Annotated in this window: 15 protein-coding genes; 5 read left to right on the top strand and 10 right to left on the bottom strand. The window is 63.0% G+C overall.

Translation table 11 applies throughout. The features are described 5' to 3' along the window. Positions 1-5: 5 nt before the first annotated feature. From RWT78_RS12480 to RWT78_RS12495, 4 genes are read right to left on the bottom strand one after another with little or no spacing between them, the layout of a single operon-like run. A complete protein-coding gene (locus tag RWT78_RS12480; protein WP_211917304.1) occupies positions 6-1,742 on the bottom strand; it encodes an ABC transporter ATP-binding protein in 1,737 nt (578 codons plus the stop codon). Next, positions 1,739-3,604, bottom strand: coding sequence for an ABC transporter ATP-binding protein (locus RWT78_RS12485; protein WP_314675933.1), 1,866 nt, complete (start codon positions 3,602-3,604; stop codon positions 1,739-1,741). The genes RWT78_RS12480 and RWT78_RS12485 overlap by 4 nt, the downstream gene beginning before the upstream one ends. Beyond that, positions 3,601-4,593: an ABC transporter substrate-binding protein gene (locus tag RWT78_RS12490; protein WP_314675935.1), complete on the bottom strand. Its 993-nt coding sequence runs from the start codon at positions 4,591-4,593 to the stop codon at positions 3,601-3,603. Before RWT78_RS12490 ends, RWT78_RS12485 begins: the two co-directional genes overlap by 4 nt. 55 nt (positions 4,594-4,648) lie before the next feature. Further along, complete coding sequence (locus tag RWT78_RS12495) at positions 4,649-6,031, bottom strand: MFS transporter (RefSeq protein WP_314675937.1); 1,383 nt, start codon at positions 6,029-6,031, stop codon at positions 4,649-4,651. Positions 6,032-6,115: 84 nt separating this feature from the next. On the opposite strand from RWT78_RS12495, the gene RWT78_RS12500 reads away from it, so the two are divergent. Further along, the gene (locus tag RWT78_RS12500; RefSeq protein WP_003946215.1) at positions 6,116-6,754 is read left to right on the top strand and encodes a TetR/AcrR family transcriptional regulator; all 639 of its coding nucleotides are present in this window, start codon (positions 6,116-6,118) and stop codon (positions 6,752-6,754) included. A gap of 71 nt (positions 6,755-6,825) precedes the next feature. Further along, positions 6,826-7,800, top strand: a complete 975-nt coding sequence (locus RWT78_RS12505) for an ABC transporter substrate-binding protein (RefSeq protein WP_099697987.1) — start codon at positions 6,826-6,828, stop codon at positions 7,798-7,800. Position 7,801: 1 nt separating this feature from the next. Here RWT78_RS12505 and RWT78_RS12510 read toward each other — a convergent pair whose 3' ends face one another. Genes RWT78_RS12510 through RWT78_RS12530 form a run of 5 tightly spaced genes read right to left on the bottom strand, consistent with a single transcriptional unit; the run spans position 7,802 to position 12,771 of the window. Continuing rightward, positions 7,802-8,842 carry an ABC transporter substrate-binding protein gene (locus tag RWT78_RS12510; RefSeq protein ID WP_054827505.1) on the bottom strand — a complete coding sequence of 347 codons (1,041 nt, stop codon included), beginning with the start codon at positions 8,840-8,842 and terminating at the stop codon, positions 7,802-7,804. Then, positions 8,839-9,690 carry an ABC transporter ATP-binding protein gene (locus RWT78_RS12515; protein WP_314675943.1) on the bottom strand — a complete coding sequence of 284 codons (852 nt, stop codon included), beginning with the start codon at positions 9,688-9,690 and terminating at the stop codon, positions 8,839-8,841. Before RWT78_RS12515 ends, RWT78_RS12510 begins: the two co-directional genes overlap by 4 nt. A gap of 23 nt (positions 9,691-9,713) precedes the next feature. After that, a complete protein-coding gene (gene fepG, locus RWT78_RS12520; RefSeq protein ID WP_003946259.1) occupies positions 9,714-10,763 on the bottom strand; it encodes an iron-enterobactin ABC transporter permease in 1,050 nt (349 codons plus the stop codon). Next, positions 10,760-11,887 (bottom strand): Fe(3+)-siderophore ABC transporter permease, encoded by a 1,128-nt coding sequence (locus RWT78_RS12525; RefSeq protein ID WP_003946222.1) that lies wholly within the window; start codon positions 11,885-11,887, stop codon positions 10,760-10,762. Before RWT78_RS12525 ends, fepG begins: the two co-directional genes overlap by 4 nt. Next, positions 11,884-12,771 carry a siderophore-interacting protein gene (locus RWT78_RS12530; protein ID WP_003946220.1) on the bottom strand — a complete coding sequence of 296 codons (888 nt, stop codon included), beginning with the start codon at positions 12,769-12,771 and terminating at the stop codon, positions 11,884-11,886. The genes RWT78_RS12525 and RWT78_RS12530 overlap by 4 nt, the downstream gene beginning before the upstream one ends. A 257-nt stretch (positions 12,772-13,028) precedes the next feature. Here RWT78_RS12530 and RWT78_RS12535 point away from each other — a divergent pair, with 257 nt between their 5' ends. Continuing rightward, positions 13,029-14,687, top strand: coding sequence for an ABC transporter ATP-binding protein (locus RWT78_RS12535; RefSeq protein WP_241199025.1), 1,659 nt, complete (start codon positions 13,029-13,031; stop codon positions 14,685-14,687). Continuing rightward, on the top strand, positions 14,684-16,441 hold the full coding sequence (locus RWT78_RS12540) for an ABC transporter ATP-binding protein (protein WP_314675952.1): 1,758 nt from the start codon (positions 14,684-14,686) through the stop codon (positions 16,439-16,441). The genes RWT78_RS12535 and RWT78_RS12540 overlap by 4 nt, the downstream gene beginning before the upstream one ends. Positions 16,442-16,484: 43 nt before the next feature. Here the strand turns inward: RWT78_RS12540 and RWT78_RS12545 are convergent, their stop codons facing one another. Then, positions 16,485-17,309 (bottom strand): AraC family transcriptional regulator, encoded by an 825-nt coding sequence (locus tag RWT78_RS12545; RefSeq protein ID WP_003946247.1) that lies wholly within the window; start codon positions 17,307-17,309, stop codon positions 16,485-16,487. Between the two features lie 139 nt (positions 17,310-17,448). Between RWT78_RS12545 and RWT78_RS12550 the strand changes: the two genes are divergently transcribed. Next, complete coding sequence (locus RWT78_RS12550; RefSeq protein WP_314675955.1) at positions 17,449-18,939, top strand: acetyl-CoA acetyltransferase; 1,491 nt, start codon at positions 17,449-17,451, stop codon at positions 18,937-18,939. The last annotated feature ends 148 nt before the right edge of the window (positions 18,940-19,087 follow it).

Consider the following 19,087-nt stretch of genomic DNA (forward strand, 5'->3'; position numbering starts at 1 on the left):
TCTGCTCAGCTTGCCACCAACCGCCATCCCGACGCACGGTGGCGCTGGTTCCAGAACGCGGCGTAGTTCCCACCGGCTGCGAGCAGAACTTCGTGGGTTCCCACTTCGACGATCGATCCGTCGTCACCGAGCACGATGATCTGATCTGCGGCCACGACGGTCGACAGTTTGTGAGCGATCACGAGCAGTGTGCTTTCCCTGGCGAGTTCTTGCATCGCACGCTGCACGTGTGCCTCGTTCTCGGGATCGAGCGCGGCCGTCGCCTCGTCGAGCAGAACGACAGGTGCGCGTTTGAGGAGTGCGCGCGCAATGGAGACCCGCTGCCGCTCTCCACCGGACAGTGCCGTCCCGCCCTCACCGACACGGGTGTCCCAACCCCGCGGAAGCCGCTCGACGATTTCCGCGACGCCCGCGATCCGAGCTACGTCGAAGACTTCCTCGTCCGTGGCTTCGGGGCGGCCGAGGCGGATGTTCGCGATCAACGTGTCGTCGAAGAGGTACACGTCCTGGAAGACCAGAGACAGCTGCGACATCAGATCGGCACTCGTGAGGTCCCGCACGTCGACGCCGCCGACACGCACCACACCGGAGTCGACGTCGTAGAAGCGCGAGATCAACCGGGTGACGGTCGTTTTGCCGGACCCTGACGGACCGACCAACGCCGTCAACGACTTCCGTGGCACGTCGAAGGAGATGTTTCGCAGAACCTGCCCACCGTCCGCGTATCCGAAGTCGACGGCGTCGAACTGCACTGCCGTCTCCCCCGTCGCCGTCCCGCTGGTATCGGGTTCGACCATTGGTTCAACTTCGAGGATCTCGGACATTCGCCGGATTTCATTGCGTGCCATTCTGATTGCACCGCCGAACTCGCCGATCTCACCCAGCGGCTGGATGAACCGTGCGGTCAGTCCGAGTAGCGCGATCAACGTGACCGGATCGATGTCGCCGCCGAGCGCGAGGAACGCGCCCAAGATGATCACGGCAGAGAACACGAATTGCAGGGCGATCCCGTTGACCACGGACCCGATCACCACGAACCATAGTTGTGAACGACCCGCAGTGTGTTGCGCTTCGATCGCGTCGTCGAGCGGTTCGTACACCCCGTGGGTGCGTCCGAAAGCACGCAGGACCGGTTGGCAACGCGCGTATTCGAGCACTCGATTGTTCGATTCGACGGCCGCTGCATGGGCCCGATCGTCGGCCTTGGCAGTCATAATCGAGGCAAATCGTGCTGCCGCGAAGAGAATCGGAACGCTGATTACCAGCGCGAGCCCGATCCGCCAGTCGAAGAACAACATGCACACGACAATGGTTGCCGGGCTGGCAATTCCGGAGATGATCGGTGTCATCAGGTGCGCAGCCGCCCCCATCACCGAGATGGTGCCCTTGCTGGCAACCTGCGATACCTGCCCGAGTCGGCCGGCGCCGAACCAGCCGAGCGGCAGAGTGACGAGATGATCTCCCAGACGCAGATGCATCGTCCGCAGCAGAGTGAGGGCCGACTCGAAGCCCTTCATCGCCTGCAGGTAGTGCGCAATCGAACTGATCACAGCGCATACGGCCATGGCGGCGAGCCACCGAACGAAACTGCCCCAGTTCTGATCGAACAGTGCCTGCACCGCAGGGACCAGAAGCGCCACTGCCAAACCCTGCATCACGCCGTACAACACTGCCCACACCAGGAACTCGCGATATCGGCCCTGATTCTGCGGGCCGAGTATCCGGAAGAGGTCGCGAATCATGAGTTGGCCTTTCCTGCTGCGTCAGACGTACCTGCGATGCTGTCGGCCCGACTGTGACTCGCCCACATCCGGGCATAGGTTGAACCACTCGCCACGAGCTGATCGTGCGTGCCCTTCTCCACGATCCGTCCGGCGTCGAGGACCACGATCTGATCGGCACTCACAATCGAAGCCAACCGGTGCGCGATCACCAGCACCGTGCGGCCGACCGTCAAGCGCGACAGCGCTTCTTGGATATCGGCTTCGGACTCCGGGTCGGCGAACGCGGTTGCCTCGTCGAGCACGAGAACAGGAGTGTCCGCGAGAATCGCACGCGCGATGGAGACTCTTTGGGCTTCACCACCCGAGAATCTGGCGTCGACCCCGACCACCGAGTCGTACCCCCTCGGGAGCGCTTCGATTCGGGTGTCGATCTGCGCGGCTGCGGCAGCGGCCTTCACCTCGGCCGAAGTCGCCTGCGGTCGGGCAAGCCGAATGTTGTCGAGCACGGTCGCTTCGACCAGCTGCACGTCCTGCAGAACGAATCCGACGTGGCGGTACAGCTCGTCGGTAGCGACTTCCCTGACGTCGACACCACCGATGGCCACGGATCCGGCACGCACGTCGTGGAACCTCGGAACCAGCGTTGCCAGCGTCGACTTACCCGAACCCGAAGGTCCGACCAACGCCGTCACCGTGCCCTCCGGCAGCGTCAGATCGATGTCGGACAGGACGTCGGCGCCGTCGTCGTATGCAAAGGAAACTCCGGAGAATCGAACTTCGTTCCCCACAGGCTTTTTCGGATGATCGGTTTCCGGCAGAGCGTCGGTTGCGAACAGCGCGATCAGTCGCGCCGCAGCGGCGGCTGCCTCACGGCGAGCCTGCATACCGAAACCGATGGTCGTCACCGACACCGGAATCACCATCGCGACAAGAGAACTGGTCAGCACATCGACGGGTGACACCCATCCGGAGTGAACGAACCACGAGCCGAGGCCAAGGTTGACCACCAGCACAACCGGTGCGCTCAACGCAATCGAGGCCAGCGCCTCGGTCCGGAGCATCGGGCGAACCCAGCCCTCGTACGAGACGGCAAACGCCTTGGCAGCGTCGCGGTATCGAGAATGTGACTGCTTGTCCTGACCGAAGGTCTTGACCACTGCGATGCCGGTGACGAACTCGACGATGGTGTTGCTGATGGCCGCGATGCCCTCATTCATCCGGCTCATCTTGACGGCCATGTCCTTGGTCATCATCGCGTAGGCGATCATGTAGATCGGGAGGGTGGCAATCGCGACCAATCCCAGACGCCAGTCGATCGAGATCACGTAGCCGAGCCCGACGAGCGGCACCGCAATGGCGCCGGCGGTCTCGACGGCGCTGTGCGCAACCAGGTAGTGGAGATCGGAGATGTCGTTCTGCGCGGCTTTTCGCACGGTTCCGGACGAGTGGGAGGTGAACCAGCCCAGTGGAAGTCGACCGAGTGTCGCTGCGATTCGACGCCGAAGCACAGCTTGAAGATTGACATCGGCGAAGTGCGTCACCATCAATGCACCGCCTCCGAAGAACGCGCGCATACCCAGACCGAAGACGACCACCCACACTATCGTCCAGACGCGAGACGAGTCGATGTCGCCGCCCACGATCAGCGTCTTACCCAACTCGGCGATGGCCACGTACGGCACGATGGCCGCGACCGCGGCGATCACCTGCATCACCATCGCGATGGTGGTCCGTGTACGAACTGGCGCAAGGAGTTCGCGAAGCGCGCTCTTGTGCGCCGCCGCTTCAGCTTTGGCTTGCGAGGCTTCGGCCGTCGCTCCTTGTGATGCGTCGGCCTCTTCAGATGAAATGTCTGCTTTCGTAGCCTGTGTCGTCGTCATTTCGAGAACGCCTTCCATCGGGTTACTGCGTCGGCGTCGGATGCGATGCGGCCTTGGAGTTCCGCGCCGGTGAGAGTGCGATCGGCAAGAGCCTCGAGGTCTTCGAGGATCCAGTAGACCGCGAAAGGATAACTGCCGAACCAAAGTTCACCGCTCACGTCTGCCGTGCGTCCGGCCTTCACTGCGGAGATCTCGTTGAACAGTGGATTTGCGTGAACTAGAGCGCCGTCGTAGATGTTGCCCGAGGTCACGACCATCGCGTCCGCCGCGTGCTGTCCGACCTCCTCGCCGGACACCGAAGACGTGGCAACACCTGTGTTGGGGCCGATCTTCGCGTCGAGTTCGGCTTGCGGGCGCCCGAAACCGGCTTCCTCGATGATCGAGGACATCGGCGACTCCGGGATGACGGTGTAGATGCCGCCGGAGAATCCCACCAGCACTGACAGCGTCTGCGGTTGCGCCTCGACCGTTCCGGATACTTCGGCAAATTTGGTCTCGAGCCTCGACACGATTTCGCGAGCTTCGGACTCTCGACCCAGTGCAGTCGCCGCGGTATTCAGAACTTCGCGCCACGGCGCCGCATAGGCGAGCACCGTCGTCGGGGCAATCTCGTTGGCCTGCACGGTGATCGACGTCAACGAGCCGACATCACTGAGCAGGATTCGGTCAGGATGAACGGCCGCGATCTGCTCCACATCTGGTGATTGGAAGAACGTCGGTTTGTCGACGACCTCGATCCCCTCACTCTGCAATATCTCCTTCGCCGCCTGCGACTGCAGCGTGGCGAAGACCGTATCGGGCTTGACCCCGAGCGTGAGTGCGTTGAGCGCTGCGAACTCGTCCAGTGCGAGCAGTTTCTGAGGTGCAGGTACGGCCGACGACTCGCCTGTTCCCGATGCGTCTGCGTCATCGCCGCCCACGGAGCAACCGACAAGCGCCGTTGCTGTCGCTGCGAGTGCCGTTGCTCGCAGGCCCCACTGCTGCCGCATCCTTCTCTCCCTGCTTTAGTTACACGCTGTCTCGATTAGGGGAGCCTACAATAAGTCACGCCTTTTGTGCAGTCCTCGTCGCTGGAAGTGCAATCGCCGGCAGACACGCGACAACACTGATGACGGCACCCATCACGAACGCCAGCGCGAACGAGTCGCCGGAAATGCCGATCGCCAGGACCGCTGTGGTCACCGGGGCGCCCACCGCCGAACCGACGGTTCTGATCACACTGTTGACTCCACTGGCTGCTGCCATTTCCGATGGCGGGACGATCGAGGCAACCAACAGAGCACAGACCGCGAACCCCACGCCGTTCCCCAATCCGACGAGGGAAAAGAACGCCACGATCGCAACCACCGAACTCGGCCAGATCGCGAGTCCGACTGCGCCCGCCGCCATGAGGGCCAGCGCTATGACAGCGGGCACCCGCGGCCCGAATCGCCGCGCGAGAGCCGGCGTCAAGCGGCCACCGAGAAAGACGAGGACAGCGGCGGGCAAGAGCGCCAAGCCGGTCTGCACAACGGTGAATCCGCTTCCATACGTGGACGTTTCCGGCGCCTGGAGGATCCGCGGCAGACAGAGGTAGAAAATGTACGGCACGAACCCGAACACCAGGGTGAGTGCGCTGGTGATCATCATCGGCTTGTCCCGAAAAACTCGCATGTCGACGATCGGCGCGTCGTGGCGGGAATCGACGGCAATCAGTGTCGCGAACGAAACGAACGCGACTACCACCAGACCCCAGAATCCGAGCGAAAAAACTCCCCAGTCGGAGGCTTTCGTGATCGCCAAGAGCAGGCTCACCAATCCGAACGCCAGAGCTCCGGCACCGGCCCAGTCCGTCGGCATACCCGGGCGGCGATGCGAACCCGGAACCACGGCCACCACCGCGACCAATGCGAGCACGATCAAGATCCCGGTGATCACGAACAACCACTGCCAACTGAGATACTCGAGGATGACACCGCCGATCACCAGCGCACTTCCGGCGCCGATTCCCAAAGTCCCAGCGAGCCAACCTATCCCTGAAGACAACTCGGGACCTACTACCGTTCTCCGCAGTACTGCCATCGCGAGCGGGAAGCTCGCCATACTCACTCCCTGGACAGCTCGAACGACAAGCAGCACCCCGATATTCGGGGCGGCCGCCGCGGCAAATGTCGCGAGAGCGAAGATGATCAGGACGATCACCAGGACTCGCTTGTCGCCGAATCGGTCACCCATCGCGCCGACTATCGGAGCCATCACCGCGGCCGCCAACAGGTACGCCGTCAGGATCCAGCCGGTCACCGCCACAGACGTGTCGAAATGCTCACCCAACACCGGCAACGCCGGTACCAGCATGGTCTGCATGAGCGAGTAGACGAGTACCGCCCCCGCCAGGGCGGCGATCACCCGGCTCCCGGATCGCGTGGGCGCCTCTATCAAGGTCGTCATCGACACCTTCCTCCAATCATGATTTCAACCGGAACGGAACACTCCGTTCCGATTGAGTAAACCATGCATTGCTAGCCTGTGGGAATGGCGAAAGAGAATGCGAGCCTCCCCGGACGCGCCCGAGAAGCCGCAGACAACGACGTCACCGTACTGCGAGCGGCGCGCGAGATTTTTGCCGAACAGGGTTGGAATGCACCGGTATCGGCCATTGCCGCACGGGCCGGCGTGGGTGTCGGCAGCATCTATCGCCGATACCGAGGCAAGGAGGAACTGGCGCAATCCCTGCGTGTCTGGGCGATCGACCACCTCGCCACCCTCGCCCGAGAGTGCATGAGCACGGCGAAAACCGATGAAGCGGTATTGAAGACATTCTTCTCGCGATATCTCACCGAATCAGTGGGACCGCTCATTCCGGTCCTCGGCGGCAAGTTACCTGAACACGCCGAAGTCACTCGTGCCGCCGAAGAACTGGAGGCCGCACTGCAATCGATGGTCGACGTCTGCATCGACGCTCGCGAAGTCCCGCCCGACTTCACTGCTGCAGACGTCATGCTCATGACAGTGCATCTGCGGCCGACTCTGCCGATCGAGGGTGATCGAGCCACCGAAATACACACGCGCTATCTCGACTTCATGCTCGACGGACTTCGTGGCGGAACACCTCGACCAACGATCACTCCCCCGTCCTGGAGCGAATGGCTTCAGATGTGGCAGGGCAACTGACCCCAAGAACACCCGAATGACATGTCAGGTTAGGCTTACCTAGCTTAGTTCGCCATGTTCGGAAGGTTCTCATGAAAATCAATCGCCGGCTCGCCGGCTTCGCCGCACTGCCCGCCGTCGCCACGCTCCTACTCGCCGGTTGCGGAAGTAGCGACGCAGCGCCCTCTACCGAGACCAGGTCTGCCGACCAGTCCTGGAGTTACACAACGGGATACGGAAACACGATCACCCTCGACCACGCCCCGGAGCGGATCGTCGTCGACGCGTACTCCGCTGCGGCTCTGTGGGACTACGGCATTCGGCCGGTCGGCATCTTCGGTTACGGCGTCGGCAATCCAGACGTCACCGATCGCGCTGACGAGTCGACGATGACCGTCGTCGGCCGTGAAGGTGAACTCAGCGCGGAAGCTCTTGCGGCGCTGGACCCAGACCTGGTCATCGGGTACGGCAACAGCGACGACCCGACGCGATGGACTTGGTGGGACGAGCCGATGGGCAAGACCGTCAACAATGTTGCACCGTTCGTCGGCGTCAAATTCTCCGGAGCCTCGACACCGGACGTGTTGAACGAGTACGCCTCACTCGCCGAAGCTCTCGGCGGGGACACCGACACAGTGGCAGCACGCGAAGACAAGGAAGCATTCGAATCCGGCGCAGAGCGCATCCGAACTGCTGCGGCCAAGGTCGACGACATCGAAGTCCTCGCCCTGAACGGTGACAGCTCCGAGTTGTACGCAGGCACAACGGCGCTCGCTCAGTTCGGTTACCTGAAGGAACTGGGCGTGAAGTTCACCGGTCCGGGAGGTGACAAGGGCTGGGCCGATCTCAGCTGGGAACAGGTACCGGACTATCCGGCGGACATCGTGTTCCAGTTCGCGAAGTCGGCAGAGGCATTCGCGGCATCACCCGTGTTCGTCAAGCTGCCCGCGGTGACCGCGAACCAGGTGATCGACTTCGACGACAAGCGTCCCAACACCTACGCCAATTACGGCGCCTGGTTCGAGCAGGTTGCACAACTACTCGACCAGGCCCGCAACGTCGCCTGAATTACTGCCCAGCAGTGATTCGTCCGGCCGCTTCCTCGAGAACGTCGAGGAAGATGGCCGCGGTGAGCGCAAATCCTTGGTTGTATCGCGCGTCGCTGGTCAACACGTTGCCCGCTTGAACTGCAGGCAACCGCTGCCACGTCGGCTGCGACTTGATCGCGTCGAGCGCTTCCTGATCGCGTGCTTGGGCGATGATCACATCCGCCGGAGCCAAGGTGTCGAGTTGCTCGAACGACAACTCGAACGAGTTCTCTGCATTGTCGTCGTCACGGAAAAGCACGTCCAGGCCGGCATCGAGTGCAACACTGATTCGCAGATTCCGCTGATGCACAAGGAAGCCCGTCGGCGTCTGAACGCCGAACACGATCTTCTTTCCGCCCAGCTTCTCCTGCAACATCGGTCGCAGTCTCGCGAGCTTGTCGTCGTACTCCGCAATGGAAGCCTCGGCGATCGTCACCCGGTCGAGCTGGCTCGCCTGCGCCATCAGAGCACCTCGCCAGTCGACCGGGTGCCCGGCAATCGGTTCGACGTCGTCGCCGACGACCAACAGCGGCGCGATGGAAGACAAGCGCTCGGTGCCGTACCAGTCACTGGTGTATCCGATCGCAGTGATGACGATCAGATCGGGCTCGAGAGCGAGCAGAGCCTCGAAGTTGGTGGAGAAGTCGCCGGCGACGTTGACGAAGCTCGCGTCCTCGATGGTGCGGCCGGGAAACTGGAATCCTGCCTTGGCGTCGGGGAACCAGAAGTTGCCCGATCCGACGATCGGGTAGTCCATCATCATCGCGAATTCGAGGTCGACGCGGCCGTCGAGCACCACCACACGCTTCGGGTCGCGCGGAACGTCGCCGCTGAACTCGGCCCACGTGTACGGGAGAGTGTCACTGGCAGAGTCGGATTCGCCATCGGAGCTTCCGCAGGCGCTCAGCGCCAATGCTGCAGCCACACCAGCTGCGCCACCGAAGAATCGGCGTCGCGAAATGCGGTCGACGATCTGAGCCCACTCCGTGTCGGTAACCTGCGCATCCAGGACGAGTGTCATACCTTTGCTCCTTCGTTGTTCCGCTGACGCTCGCGTCCCAGCGGAATGACCAGCGGTGTGTGGGAAACCGGATCGTCGATGATGCGGCACGCCATGCCGAACACCTCCTGCACCAGTTCTTCGGTGATGATCTCCTCGGGCGGACCCTCGGCGACCACCGCGCCGTCCTTCATCGCGATGATGTGAGTTCCGTAGCGGCACGCGTGATTGAGATCGTGAAGCACCGCCACCAGCGTGTGTCCGTCGTTCTCGTTCAGATCGCGGCACAGCTCCAACAGCTCGATCTGGTGCGCGATGTCGAGGAACGTCGTCGGCTCGTCCAGCAGCACCAACGGAGTCTGCTGCGCGAGAACCATAGCTACCCAGACACGTTGGCGCTGACCACCGGACAGTTCGTCGACCGGCCTGGCCGACAGATCCGTGACCTTGGTTGCCTCCATCGCCTTGATGACGGCGGCCTCGTCCTCTCGGGACCACTGGCGGATCAGCTTCTGGTGCGGATAACGCCCTCGCGCAACCAGATCGGCGACTTTGATTCCGTCCGGCGCGATCGACGTCTGCGGCAGAAGCCCGAGTCGCCTCGCAACTTCCTTTGCCGGGTACGACGTGATCGCCTTACCGTCGAGAAGGACCTTGCCGGTGGTCGGCTTGAGCAACCGGGACAGCGCACGCAGAAGCGTCGACTTGCCGCAGGCATTGGGACCGACGATGACGGTGAAGCCACCGTCGGGGATTTCGACGTCGAGGTGTTCCGAGATGACGCGCTTGTCGTAACCGATCGTGACGTCCTCGGCGCGAAGCCGATTCGTCCTTTCGACCACGACGGCGGCCGTACTTGTCTCGTTCACGCTGTTCCTCGTTCCTTCACCGATCACTGCTTACGTGCCTCTCGCGCGAGAAGCCATACGAAATAGATGCCACCGATGGAGACGGTGACGACGCCGACCGGCAACTGTGTCGGCGCGAAAGCTCGCTGCGCCACCCAGTCGCTGACCATCAGCAACGCGCCACCCATTGCTGCCGACGGCAGCAGGGTCACTCCGGCACTACCGGTCAATCGCCTCACCAACTGCGGAGCCGCAAGAGAGACGAACCCGATGGGACCGGCCGCTGCTGTCACCATGGCCGTCAGGGCGACGCCGAGAACAACCAGGGAAAGCCGCGTGGGTTCGGCCCGGACGCCGAGCGCCTTGGCGGCGTCGTCGCCCATCTCGAGCATCTGCATCCGCCTGCCCAACACCAGGATCAGCGGAACGAGGATGGCCAGCACGACGACCACCGGCCACACCTGAGTCCAGCCGAGGCCGTTCAACGAACCGGCACCCCACACTGCGGCAGCCATGGCGTCGTCAAGTTTCGCCTTGAGGATCATCCAGGTGTTGACCGAGCCCAACATCGCGCTGATGGCGATACCGACGATGATCAACCGGAATCCCTGCACACCTCGCTTGTACGCAAGGAGATAAACAACTGCTGCGGTGGCGATTCCGCCCACCAGAGCACCGACTGCGATCTCGTAGTAAGTACCACCGATGAGGAGGATGACCACCAGAGCGCCCGTGTACGCACCGGAGTTGAAGCCGATGATGTCCGGGCTACCCAACGGGTTCCTGGTCAGCGATTGGAAGATCGCACCGCTCATACCGAGCGCCGCACCGAGCATCAGCGCCAACAGAACTCGGGGCAGACGCCATTCCACGACGACCATGTGGATACGCGCGGGGGCTTCGCCGAACAGTGCACCGAGGACGTCCCCGATCGGCACTTGGTAGTCACCACTACCGAGCGCGATGACACCGATGGCCAATGCAAGCGCAACGAGGACGAGGCAGACTGTGACCGTGCGGACGTCGATCCGCGCGGACCAGCCTTCTTTGGGTGAGCGCACCACCGTGGTGGCGCGCCCGAAATCGATGCTCACAGACCGCTCACCTTGCTTCGACGCACCAGCATGATCAGCACCGGAGCGCCGATGAAGGCCGTGACGATGCCGACCTGAAGTTCACCCGGGCGCAGCACGATTCGGCCGACGACGTCGGAGAAGAGAAGAAGAATCGGCGAGCACACCAACGTGTACGGGAGAATCCATCGCTGATCCGGTCCGACGAACCATCTCGCGACGTGCGGAACCATCAAACCGACGAATCCGATCGGCCCGGCCGCAGCTGTCGCCGCGCCGCACAGCAATGTCACCGCGATGACACCGAGGATGCGAGTACGAGTGATGTTGGCACCGAGCGAACGTGCCAGATCGTCACCCAGGGCCACCGCGTTGAGTTGGCGCGCCAACGCGAGCGCCAGGAAGAGCCCGATGAGAATGAATGGGGCAACGGCCAGAACGATTTCCAACGAACGCCCGCTGAGTGAGCCGGCATTCCACTGGCGCATCTGGTCGAAGGCGGTCGGGTTGAGCAAGGTGATCCCGGACGAGATGCCGCCGAGCACGGAGCCGATGGCAACACCGGCAAGCGTCAGCCGAATGGGCGTCGCACCACCTCGACCGATCGAGCCCAGCGTGTAGACGATCGCCGTGGCTATCACCGCTCCGAGGAACGCGAACCAGATGTACGACCAGATGCTGGTCAAGCCGAAGACCGCGACGGCAACGACCATCGCGAAGCCCGCGCCGGCATTGACACCGAGAATTCCTGGATCAGCCAAGGGATTTCGTGTCATCGCCTGGATGAGGCCACCGGCCACACCCAGTGCCATACCGACTATCAGACCGAGCAGAGTACGAGGTAGCCGCAGATCACGGATGATCACGTGATCATTGGAATCGTCGTAGTTCACCAGCGCGTCGATCACGGTGCCGAACGGAATGGTCTTCGATCCCACCGCGATACTCAGCAGGAGCACGGCGGCGAGCACCACCAGGCACACCAGAAGACCCGCCATACGACGAGAGTTGGTCGATACCAGCCCGTCCGGTTGCTTCTGCTTCTCGTGCAGCGACTCGTCGATCAGTTCTTCGGTGTGTTTGTCGACTGCGCTCTTGTCCGCCGCACCGCTGTCGACAGCACTCTTGTCGAATCCAACGGTCACAAGCCGGCGCTCTCTAGAGTCTTCTCGACCTCGTCGCGGATCTCTTCCTCGTCGCGGTCCGATTCCCAGGCCGCATCGAGTGCCGCGCGGACACTTTCGTCGAGGGCCTCGTACTTCGCGTTCCACACCTCGGCTTTGTACGTCCAGTAGCCGATGACCTTGTACTGCTCACCCGGCAACTTCAGTTCGTGGCGAAGGTACTTGCGGATGTCACGGAGCATCGTGCTCTCGCCTGCAACCCACACGTATCCGAGTTCGGTGGGCAGGTTCATCGCGCGAACCGCGTCCGGCAACTTCGACGGTGCAACACCGTTGCCACTGCCGACCAGCCAGATGAACTCGACGTCGGCCGACGAGGTGATCTGTTGCTTGTGAGACTCGTCCACCACCTCGACGATCGCCTTGGCCGACATCCCGGCGGGCAACTGTTCGATCAAGCGCCCGAGTGCGGGGAGTCCAGTCGCGTCGGCGACGAACACCTGCCAGCGTGCGTCGGCCGGGGGCTCGTAGAGGCCACGAGACTCGCCGATCGCCAACTTGTCACCGATCTCGGCCTTCTGCGCCCAGTCGCTGGCGATACCACCCTCGTGAACGACGAAGTCGATCGTCATGCGGCTGGTTTCGGAATCGAACCGTCGCACGGTGTACGGCTGGCACGGGGACGGTTCCTCTCCCTCCGGGTATCGCCAACCGCGCGGTGCATCCGGATCTTCCGCCGGAAGAACGAACTTGCCTGTAGCCGGGACCGGGAAGTGGAGGCGCAGGTATTCGTCACCGGTACCGGTGGTTTCGAAGGCGGTCAGCTCCTCCCCACCGAACACGATACGAACCATTCCCGGGGTCACGTACTCCTTGTGAAGTACCTCGCCGAACACAAGACTCACAACAATCTCCAACATCGATGGAACATGAACCGGACCCGAACACGAGGATCTATCCGACTTCCGGACATAGTTAACCCGTGCTAAGTAAGGTAGACCTTAATTTATTGCAGTGTCGTCGATGAGTCGATGCCTTCTCCGCTGCAACGGGGCCAACTACTATCGCAATTCGGCCAACGCAATACGTATGGCCTGTTCACGACAAGTATTGGCACCGGTGTGACTTCTGACTACCGCCCACGATCCCTAGCGTGGACCCAGTGCCTTCGACACCACTTCTTTCGGCCGAGACAAACGGTCCCCCAACCAGCCCGGCGATCACGCCGCGTCAGGTAATCACACGCGCGATCGCTTCCGAAGGTCGCGGAGCCAAGCTGGCGGCCGCGTCCGTCGGCTTCACCGGCCACCAGGTCGCGGAAGCGTTGGTGCCGGTGGTGATCGGTGCGGTCATCGACCGTGCTGTGGCGACCAACGATGCCGCCGCACTCGGAAAGTGGATCCTCGTTCTCGGAATTCTCTTCACCGGCTTGTTGCTCAGTTGGCGCTTCGCGGCGCGCATCTCCGATTCCGTCACCGAGCACGGAGCACATCGCTTGCGGATGGACATCGCGCGCCGAGGCCTCGATCCGCACGGCATGTCGCCGCGGCGTATGCCGGGCGAGGTCTACTCGATTGCAACATCCGACGCGGGTTCGGTGGCCGGATTCACGCACACGCTGAGCACCAAACTTGCGGCCGCCTGCGGAGTGCTGACCGCCGCGATTTCGCTACTGGTGATCTCGGTGCCACTCGGCCTGCTCGTCATCCTCGGCACTCCCCCGGTGCTGGCTCTCATGCAGGTGGTCAGTCGGCCGCTCGAACGCCGAGCCGAAACCGATCAGTGGCAGGGCGCCAAGGCCGGCGCGCTAGCCGCGGATCTACTCTCCGGACTCCGAATCCTCTCCGGAATCGGCGCCGGAGATGCTGCAGCGCAGCGGTATCGGGGAGCCAGCCGGACTTCGTTGGAAGCAACCCTTCGCGCACAGAGATACCAAGCGATGTACTCCGCCGCCAATGTTGCGATCGCCGGCGCTTTCCTCGCTGTCATCGCGTACGTGGGCGGACGGATGGCAGCGTCCGGGAGCATCTCGGTCGGTGAATTCGTTGCCGTGGTTGGTCTGGCACAGTTCCTTCGGGGTCCGTTGATCGACATCATCTACTTCGGCGCCGGTCTGGCACGGGCGCGTGCTTCCGCCAACCGCGTCGCAGCACTTCTCGGGACCACCGAGGCTGTGACTCCCGCGGGTGAACCTGTGTCCCTGAATCACTCCGAGTTCCTGACGCTGCGCGACGTCGTGTTGGCCGGAGCGTCACCAGTCGATCTCGACGTCAAACGCGGCGAGATCATCGGCATCGTCACCGAGAATGCCACATGGGCGGATGCGTTGGTCGACGCACTGGCGCGTCGAATCGAGCCTTCGAGCGGAACAATTCATCTCGGCGACAACGCCATTCACGAGCTGCACATCGACGAACTTCGCACTCACGTTCTGGCAGCACCGCACGACGCGGCACTGTTCATCGGCACAGTCGGCGACAACATCGACGCCCTCGCACCGATCGGCAGCCGCAACGACGAGGCCATCGCCGCTGCTGCGGCAGATCAAGTGATCTCGGCACTGCCGCTCGGCCTCGCAACCCGAGTCACCGAGCAAGGGAATTCTTTGTCCGGCGGTCAGCGTCAGCGCATCGCGTTGGCGAGGGCACTGGCGAGCGAAGCTCCCGTCCTGGTCCTGCACGATCCCACCACTGCCGTCGACTCCGTCACCGAAGCGCGCATTGCTCGCGGGATCGCCGAGGTACGCGGGGCGCACGCCACAATACTTCTGACCAGCAGCCCCGTGCTGCTCGATATCTGCGATCGGGTGATCGAGCTGTGAACGAACTACTCCCCACCGCAACACCGAAACAAGCGCGCCGCGCGGCACTTCGGTTGATGGGACCCCACCGGATTTCCGCGATCGCAGCAGTCGTCACCCTGACCGCCGCGACCGCGATCGGTCTGCTCACACCGCTGGTCCTCGGCGCCATGGTCGACGCCGTGACCGACGCAGACGGCGACGCTGTCTCTCGCATCGGCACACTGACTCTCGCGTTGGTCGGTATCGCGGTTGCCTCATCCTTTCTCGTCGGAGTGAGCAACTACCTGCTCGCCGGCGTCGGCGAGCGCGTTGTCGCCGACCTTCGCGAAGAAGTCGTCGTCCGGGTTCTCGACCTTCCGCAGAGCGACGTCGAACGCGCCGGGCGCGGAGATCTCGTCTCCCGCATCACCGGCGACGTGCGGTTGGTGACCCGGGCCGTATCCGAAGCACTTCCGGTTTTTGCCACCGCGGCACTGACCATCGTGTTGACGCTGATTGGCTTGGGTAGCCTCGATTGGAGATTCGCCGTCGCCGCGGTGATCGCGGCACCCATCCAGATCCAGGCGCTGCGTTGGTACCTCTCGAGGTCGGCACCGGTCTACCGCGAGGAGCGGGAGGCAGAAGGTGCACGTGCGCAACAGCTCCTGGACTCGCTGAGCAACTCCGACACCGTCGGATCGCTTCGCCTGGCCCAGCCGCATCTCGAACAGATCGAATCTCGATCGATGGCCGCCGTCCGCCTGAGCTTGTTGACCACGCGTCTACGCACCAGGTTCTTCGGCCGGCTCAACATCGCGGAGTTCATCGGCCTCTCCGCCGTGCTGATCACAGGCTTCTGGCTGGTGAAGGACGGTCAGATCAGCATCGGCGCCGCCACCGCCGCAGCCCTGTTCTTCCACCGCCTCTTCGATCCGGTGGGCGCAGTTCTCAGCGTGTTCGACGAATTGCAGGAAGGCACAATAGCGTTGGCTCGGCTGGTCGGAGTCACCCTTGCGCCCGTGCCATCCGCACCGACCGATCCGCAGGAACCTGTCGACAGCTCAGCATCTTTGGAACGCGTCACGTTCTCGTACCGAAGCGGCGACGCTCCTGTTCTGCGAGACATCGACATCACCATTCCGGCAGGAAGCGTCACCGCACTGGTGGGCGCTACCGGAGCCGGAAAATCTACAGTCGCAAAGCTGATCGCGGGAACCTACGAACCGACCGAAGGCGTCGTGAAGATCGGGACGGTGCCCCGGAACGAACTGCCACCGTCGACATCTCGGAGCGCGGTGGCCCTCGTGACTCAGGAGGTCCACGTCTTCGCCGGCACGTTGGCCGAGGATCTGCGGCTGGCCGACCCGTCGGCAACCGACAACGACATCACCGCGGCGCTCGATACCGTCGGCGCGTCGGATTGGCTGCGGGCTCTCCCGGACGGACTCGAAACCGTGGTCGGAGACGGTGGACACCGGCTGACCGCAACACAGGCCCAACAACTTGCCTTGGCAAGAATCGAATTACTGGATCCGCCGCTGCTGATTCTCGACGAGGCGACCGCCGAAGCGGGCAGCGCCGGAGCCAGGGTCCTCGACGATGCCGCTCTCGCTCTGACCCGGGGTCGCACTGCTGTCACAGTGGCACACCGACTCTCACAGGCCGTCGACGCCGATCAGATCCTGGTGATGGACGACGGCCGCGTCGTCGAGCACGGCTCTCACGACGAGTTGGTCAACCTCGGGGGTCGGTACGCGGAGCTGTGGGAAGCGTGGTCCGCTCCGCGGAGTTGACCGCGACGGTTGCACCGAGCACTTCCGCCCGGTGCAACCCAACTCATGCGTGCAGAAGGTACGGCACCGATTCGGGCGCCACACTCCCCTTGTTCATCATGCTGCCGGGCGTACGGCCGGTGACCCGGCGGAACACTGCGACAAAAGCACTCGGAGTTTCGTATCCGACCCGCCTACTGACAACCGAAACCGGAACTCCAGCAGCTAAATACGTCAATGCTGCGCGGACACGTACCTGAATTCGCCACTGCGCAAAAGTCATTCCAGTGCCCTGCGCGAACACACGCGTCAGCGTACGGACGCTACCGCCAGCCGTCAGCGCCCATTCGGACAGCGACCGCTGGTCTGCCGGATTGGCGACCAACGCTTCGGCGACGAACAACGCTCGCGGATCGGTCGGCATCGGAACCTCCACCGCAGCAACTTCGAGCGGCTGCAACATGTCGAAGGCCACCCGCTCGGCGCGACTGCGCGCCTCGTCGGGCATGTTCCGCCGATGCATGTGCAGGAGTACCTCACGCAGGAGAGCGCTGACACCGAACAAGCCCGGAACACCCGACGGCGCGGCGTGAGCCTCGGGCCGGAAGTAGGTGCAGAAGAACTCCGTACCCGGACCTGCCTTCACGGCATGCAACGCCCCGGCAGGCAGCCACAGTCCGGCCGAAGGCGGCACCTCCCAAGTGATGCCGTCAGCGACAACCGTGAGCATTCCACCGGAGTTTCCCCAGATCAGCTCATGTTCAGGATGACGATGCGGGGCCCACTGCCGCTGATGAGAGAGCTTCAGAGTCACCGTTGTCATCGAGTAGGGGTGATCGATGGAACGCGGCCCCACGGGCACCGAAATTCTCTCTGCCACAGCTGTCATGAAGACGAGTATAGGACTTTCGTTAGGCATACCTAAATAGGAACCCGAAAATTGTTGACTGTGACCCCAGAGTTACACATACCAGGGTCCCCGATATCGTGACTGCAACTCCCGGCTACGGGTCGGCAACGAGAGGTACATGATGGTTGACGCATCACGAATCCCGGTCATCGTCGGCGTCGGCGATCTGCGCTGGAATCCTGCCGACGGGCACCGCGAACCCCTCGATCTGATTCACGACGCCACCGTCGCCGCGTTGAACGACAGTGGACACGCTGAACTGGGAACACAGATCGATTCCGTGTTCGCGATCAAGACAGTCAGCTGGTCGTACGACGATCTCCCCGGGCTGCTTGCCTCACGATTAGGCGCGACCCCCACGGTCACCTCTACCTCGCCGATCGGTGGCCACTGGCCCGCGGCGCTCCTCGATCGGATCGGCGCGGCCATCGCTCGCGGTGAATCCTCGGCTGCTCTGCTCGTGGGCGGCGAATCGCACGCCAGCAGTACCGCCCTGCGAAAGTCCGGAGTCGCCCCCGACTCGATCGGGTGGACAGCCGCGCCGGGTGGGCCTCCCGGATTCGATCCGACCGACCTGGGAAGCCCTGAAATGCAGCGCGCCGGTTTCATCGTGCCTACGCGCGTCTACCCGCTCTTCGAGAACTGTTTCAGCGCTGCCGAGGGCCACGACGCCCGTGAATCGCTCGACTGGTCCGCGCGGATGTACGCCGCATTCTCGGAACTGGCTTCGAAGAATCCCGCCTCCTGGACGTCGGAGATCCGATCGGCAGACGAGATCGGCACCGTCGGCCCCGGCAATCGGATGGTCTCCGAGCCGTACCCGCTGATGCTCAACGCCATGCCTTTCGTCAATCAGGCTGCGGCCGTTGTCGTCTGCTCGTTGTCGACGGCCCGCGAGTTCGGGATCGATGAAAACAAGCTGGTGTACCTCTGGGGCGGCGCTGGTGCGAGTGATCCGTTGGACATCCTCAGCCGCAACAGCTTCGACAGCTCGGCCGCGATGCATGACGCCGTACATCGCACACTCGATGGTGCCGGAGTCTGCGCCGACGCACTCGACATCGTCGATGCCTACAGCTGCTTCCCGATCGTGCCCAAGCTGTTGATCCGCGAACTCGGACTTCCCGATACCGCGATCCCAAGCGTCACCGGAGGACACTCGTTCTTCGGCGGACCGCTCAACAGCTACACCCTGCATTCCGTCGCTGAAGTCACCAGGCGAATTCGCGACGGCGCGAACCTTGCCCTCGTCCACGGCAACGGTGGATTCCTCACCTACCAGCACTGCGTACTGTTGTCGGCCGCCGCTCACGCTGGCGGGTACGTCGGTGATCCCGACGCACGCGCTTTGACCGCGGAGGCTCCGGAACTGATCACCGATTACCAGGGCACTGCAGAAATCGTCACTGCCTCTGTCGAATACGGTCGCACCGGGGAGCCTGAGATCGGGTTCGTGATCGCGGCAACGCCGGACGGCCGCCGCGTCGCCGGTCACACCGGTCCCGAGAATGCCTCCGAACTGACCCAGCTTCGCGGTGACAACCCTCCGTCGATCGGGCGAACTGTTCACATCAGCGACGAGAACGGGCGACTCACGCTCACGTTCTGACAGTAGCGTTCTGACAGTAGACAGCCGTGAGCACCGGGGCATGGTGATGCCCCGGTGCTCACGTCTTCAGTTGTCGCGGTTCACGCCGCTGTGGGTGGGCTGTTCCCGCCGATCGGCTGTTGATACGGGTCGATCGACATCGGTGGGT

Origin of the sequence: uncultured Rhodococcus sp., from assembly GCF_963525155.1 — a bacterium.
In the GTDB taxonomy this organism is placed as follows: Bacteria; Actinomycetota; Actinomycetes; order Mycobacteriales; family Mycobacteriaceae; genus Rhodococcus_F; species Rhodococcus_F qingshengii.

Coding starts and splice junctions, on each gene's coding strand:
- RWT78_RS12550 (WP_314675955.1), top strand. CDS start 17,449: ATGATGGTTGACGCATCACGAATCCCGGTCATCGTCGGCGTCGGCGAT.
- RWT78_RS12505 (WP_099697987.1), top strand. CDS start 6,826: ATGAAAATCAATCGCCGGCTCGCCGGCTTCGCCGCACTGCCCGCCGTC.
- RWT78_RS12500 (WP_003946215.1), top strand. CDS start 6,116: ATGGCGAAAGAGAATGCGAGCCTCCCCGGACGCGCCCGAGAAGCCGCA.
- RWT78_RS12480 (WP_211917304.1), bottom strand. CDS start 1,742: ATGATTCGCGACCTCTTCCGGATACTCGGCCCGCAGAATCAGGGCCGA.
- RWT78_RS12510 (WP_054827505.1), bottom strand. CDS start 8,842: ATGACACTCGTCCTGGATGCGCAGGTTACCGACACGGAGTGGGCTCAG.
- RWT78_RS12495 (WP_314675937.1), bottom strand. CDS start 6,031: ATGACGACCTTGATAGAGGCGCCCACGCGATCCGGGAGCCGGGTGATC.
- RWT78_RS12485 (WP_314675933.1), bottom strand. CDS start 3,604: ATGACGACGACACAGGCTACGAAAGCAGACATTTCATCTGAAGAGGCC.
- RWT78_RS12545 (WP_003946247.1), bottom strand. CDS start 17,309: ATGACAGCTGTGGCAGAGAGAATTTCGGTGCCCGTGGGGCCGCGTTCC.
- RWT78_RS12490 (WP_314675935.1), bottom strand. CDS start 4,593: ATGCGGCAGCAGTGGGGCCTGCGAGCAACGGCACTCGCAGCGACAGCA.